This window comes from Pseudomonas agronomica (genome assembly GCF_025917275.1).
GTDB classification, from domain to species: domain Bacteria; phylum Pseudomonadota; class Gammaproteobacteria; order Pseudomonadales; family Pseudomonadaceae; genus Aquipseudomonas; species Aquipseudomonas agronomica.
In genome coordinates this window covers 1-3607 of the sequence record NZ_JAOSHO010000494.1, presented here as the reverse complement: position 1 = coordinate 3607, position 3607 = coordinate 1, and the positions used below count along the sequence as shown (strand labels likewise).

Below are 3607 nucleotides of genomic sequence, written 5' to 3'. Positions count from 1 at the left end.
ACAGATAACAAAAGGTAAATGGCTATGAACGCGATATTGGAAAACAAACCCGCGGCCGCACCGGCCAGGACGCGTCGGCGGTTGCCGACGGAACTGAGTATCTTCCTGGTGCTGATCGGCATCGGCCTGGTGTTCGAGATGTTCGGCTGGATCATGCGCGACCAGAGCTTCCTGATGAACTCCCAGCGCCTGGTGCTGATGATCCTGCAAGTGTCGATCATCGGCCTGCTGGCCATCGGCGTGACCCAGGTGATCATTACCACCGGCATCGACCTGTCATCGGGCTCGGTGTTGGCGCTGTCGGCGATGATTGCCGCCAGCCTGGCCCAGACCTCGGATTTCGCCCGGGCGGTGTTTCCCTCCCTGACTGACTTGCCCGTGTGGATCCCGGTGGTGGCGGGGCTCGGCGTGGGGCTGCTGGCGGGGGCGATCAACGGCAGTATCATTGCCGTGACCGGCATCCCGCCGTTCATTGCCACCCTCGGCATGATGGTCTCGGCCCGTGGCCTGGCGCGCTACTACACCGAAGGCCAGCCGGTGAGCATGTTGTCCGATTCGTACACGGCCATCGGCCATGGCGCGATGCCGGTGATTATCTTTCTGGTGGTGGCGGTGATCTTCCACATTGCCCTGCGCTACACCAAGTACGGCAAGTACACCTACGCCATCGGCGGCAACATGCAGGCGGCGCGAACGTCGGGCATCAACGTCAAGCGTCACCTGGTGATTGTCTACAGCATCGCCGGGCTGCTGGCGGGGCTGGCCGGTGTGGTGGCATCAGCGCGGGCGGCGACCGGGCAGGCGGGCATGGGCATGTCGTACGAGCTGGACGCGATTGCCGCGGCGGTGATCGGCGGCACCAGCCTCGCCGGTGGGGTGGGGCGCATCACCGGGACGGTGATTGGCGCGTTGATCCTCGGGGTCATGGCCAGCGGCTTCACCTTCGTCGGTGTCGATGCGTACATCCAAGACATCATCAAAGGCTTGATCATCGTGGTCGCGGTGGTGATCGATCAATACCGCAACAAGCGCAAGCTCAAGCGTTAACGACCGCTCGATGCGACAAAGCGCCACGCCTGACCCGCGTGGCGCTGCCATTTGTCTTCTTAATACAGTCATTGCAGCGAATTTCTTGTTATAAACGCACTTCGACGGCTGGCAGAGGCCCGTTAAACGGCAATTGAAGCACTTGTCGGACATTTTCCCCATGTTTTCGGTTGCTGACGCCCCAACTCGGCCTTAGACTGCCGCCCCTCGTAAATTGAGTGCCGGGTGGCGCTTGGAATAGACGGCGCCTTTCCGATGAGCGTGGCCGCTTGATGCGGGACGCTCCATAATTCGCCTTAATGCACGTTTTTTTATAGAGAAATCAATGACAAAGGAAAAGTTGCTGGCCATGCCGGCGGATGACTACATGAATGCCGAGCAACTGGCTTACTTCACCAAGCTGTTGCAGAACATGAAAGTCGAAACCCACGAGCGCATCGAACAGAACCGAATCGCCATTGAAAGCCTGGACAGCCCGGCCGACCCGGCGGACGCTGCTTCCGTAGAGGAAGAGCGCACCTGGCTGGTCAACGCCATCGATCGCGACCAACGCATGCTGCCGCAACTGGAGCAGGCCCTGGACCGCATCAACGATGAAAGCTTCGGCTGGTGCGATGACAGCGGCGAGCCCATCGGCCTCAAGCGCCTGCTCATCAGCCCGACCACCAAATATTGCATCGAAGCTCAAGAACGCCACGAGCAGATCGACAAGCACCAACGTCAGGCCTGATCCCCCGTTTCTGGAAAAGATCGCAGCCCTTCATCCGAAGCTGCGATCTTTTTGCTTTCTGATCTTCACGCTTCTCGATTTATGGCCGAAAACACGACTAATGGACCATGGATAATGGCTCGATAGTGGCGTTAAATGCTGGCATAACAACGAGAAATGTGGGTGACGAAAAATGGCGACAGACGGATCTCTGGCGGCGACAGCGCCGGCCTCGGTGCCTGTGGCGCGCGGTACGGCGCGCTGGCTTGCGCCGACGTTGCAAAGCCTGGCGCTGGTTGTGCTGCTGTGCGGCATGACGTTGAGCGGTTGGTCATTGTACCTGGGCCTGCCCCTGGCAATGCTCATTGTCTGGTTGCCACGCCTGCGCTCGCGCTTGGCCAATGTACCGGCACAAGCGGCAAACGACAGCCTGGCCGAGCTGACCCGCGACCTCTCCTATACCACCAGCCATAACGCGCTGTCCGCAGCGGGCGTGGCCTATTCCGTCAAGCAGTTGGCCGGCAAGGTCCAGTCGCAACTGGGTGCCGCCGCGCAGATCGTCAGCAATGCCGAATCGATGATCGCCACCGAACAGGCCACCTCGCAGCTCAGCCAACAGGCCTTGGGGGCGGCCAGCGAGGCCCATCGCAGCAGTGTGGCCGGGCGCAGCGAATTGGTGGAGTCCATCAGTCGCATGCATCAGCTCAGCCAGCGCGCCAATGAAAGCCGTGAGCTGATCGAAGCGCTCAGCGTGCGCAGCGACGAAATCCAGCGCGTGTCCCTGGTCATCCAGTCGATTGCCAGCCAGACCAATCTGCTGGCCCTCAATGCCGCCATCGAGGCGGCGCGGGCCGGTGAACATGGTCGTGGCTTCGCGGTGGTGGCCGATGAGGTGCGCGGCCTGGCCGGGCGCACCGCCGCAGCGACCGGCGAGGTCGGCGTGATGGTGGCGGACATCCAGCAGCGCACCGCGCAAGTCGTCGAGCAGATCCGTCAGTTGGCCGGCGACCTGGACAGCGGCGTGCAGCAAGTCGAGCACACGGGCCAGCACCTGGAAAATATCGCTCGCCTGGCGGCCGGCGTCGAAACCCAGGTCAGCGCCATCGCCCAAGGCACCGACACCAATCGCGAGCAACTCGACAGCCTGTTCCATGCCATCGAGCAGATGCGGGGTGACCTGGCCATCAGCGACCAGCAGACCCAGCGCCTGGCCGAGGCGGCCGTGCAGATGGAGGGCCAGGCCGAAACCATCAGCGAACGCCTGGCCGAGGTGGGCCTGGACGATTATCACCAACGGGTCTATGACCTGGCGCGAGAGGGGGCGGGCCGGATCGCCGCGCAATTCGAGGCGGACATCGACCAGGGCCGCATCAGCCTGGACGATCTGTTCGACCGAAACTACCAACCCATCCCCAATACCCATCCCGCCAAGTTCCAGACGCGTTTCGACCGCTACACCGACCAGGTGCTACCGGCGATCCAGGAACCATTGCTGGCACGGCATGAAGGGCTGGTCTTTGCGATTGCCTGCACTCAGCAAGGCTACGTGCCGACCCACAACAACGCGTTCTGCCAGCCATTGACGGGCGACCCTCAGGTGGACACGCTGAGCAACCGCACCAAGCGCAAGTTCTCCGACCGCACCGGGATTCGCTGTGGCAGTCACCAGCAGCCGGTGCTGCTGCAAACCTACACCCGGGATACCGGTGAGCTGATGCATGACCTGTCGGTGCCGATCATGCTCAAGGGGCGTCATTGGGGGGGATTGCGCTTGGGCTATAAGCCCGAGAAGGCGCGCTAAGCCTCGATGCAACCTAGGCGACGAGCGAGCTTTTGTGGCGAGGGAGCTTG

Annotated in this window: 3 protein-coding genes; all 3 read left to right on the top strand. The window is 62.0% G+C overall.

The genetic code is table 11. From position 1 onward, the window contains the following. The first annotated feature begins 24 nt into the window (after positions 1 to 24). The 3 genes from OC610_RS23330 to OC610_RS23320 all read left to right on the top strand — a co-directional run bounded on the left by OC610_RS23330 (position 25) and on the right by OC610_RS23320 (position 3557). Positions 25 to 1047, top strand: a complete 1023-nt coding sequence (locus tag OC610_RS23330; RefSeq protein WP_123415655.1) for an ABC transporter permease — start codon at positions 25 to 27, stop codon at positions 1045 to 1047. A gap of 325 nt (positions 1048 to 1372) precedes the next feature. Then, on the top strand, positions 1373 to 1777 hold the full coding sequence (locus tag OC610_RS23325; protein WP_030141286.1) for a TraR/DksA family transcriptional regulator: 405 nt from the start codon (positions 1373 to 1375) through the stop codon (positions 1775 to 1777). A 172-nt stretch (positions 1778 to 1949) separates the two neighbouring features. After that, the gene (locus tag OC610_RS23320; RefSeq protein ID WP_264431185.1) at positions 1950 to 3557 is read left to right on the top strand and encodes a methyl-accepting chemotaxis protein; all 1608 of its coding nucleotides are present in this window, start codon (positions 1950 to 1952) and stop codon (positions 3555 to 3557) included. Positions 3558 to 3607 lie beyond the last annotated feature (50 nt).

Excerpts from the sequence above, each read along its gene's own strand:
- OC610_RS23320 (WP_264431185.1), top strand. The coding sequence starts at position 1,950 with ATGGCGACAGACGGATCTCTGGCGGCGACAGCGCCGGCCTCGGTGCCT.
- OC610_RS23325 (WP_030141286.1), top strand. The coding sequence starts at position 1,373 with ATGACAAAGGAAAAGTTGCTGGCCATGCCGGCGGATGACTACATGAAT.
- OC610_RS23330 (WP_123415655.1), top strand. The coding sequence starts at position 25 with ATGAACGCGATATTGGAAAACAAACCCGCGGCCGCACCGGCCAGGACG.